We start from the raw sequence: 274 nt of genomic DNA on the forward strand, positions 1-274 counted from the left end.
TTCGAGGTGGAAGCATGGTGACATGTGGAGCTGACGAATACTAATAGATCGAGGACTTAACCATATAATATGAAGCAATGTTATCTAGTTTTGAAAGAATATAAAAAACTTATTGACTTTAAAAGTTGAATAAGTTAAAATGATTCTTGTCTTAAATGAATATAGTCTGGTAATGATGGCAGAGAGGTCACACCCGTTCCCATACCGAACACGGAAGTTAAGCTCTCTAGCGCCGATGGTAGTTGGGACCTTGTCCCTGTGAGAGTAGGACGTT

At 39.1% G+C, this 274-nt stretch carries 1 rRNA gene; it reads left to right on the forward strand.

The features are described 5' to 3' along the window. Positions 1–165: 165 nt before the first annotated feature. A 5S ribosomal RNA gene (gene rrf / locus ACS2MN_RS31100) occupies positions 166–274 on the forward strand; the annotation flags it as partial.

Source organism: Bacillus cereus group sp. BceL062 (genome assembly GCF_051780025.1).
In the GTDB taxonomy this organism is placed as follows: Bacteria; Bacillota; Bacilli; order Bacillales; family Bacillaceae_G; genus Bacillus_A; species Bacillus_A toyonensis.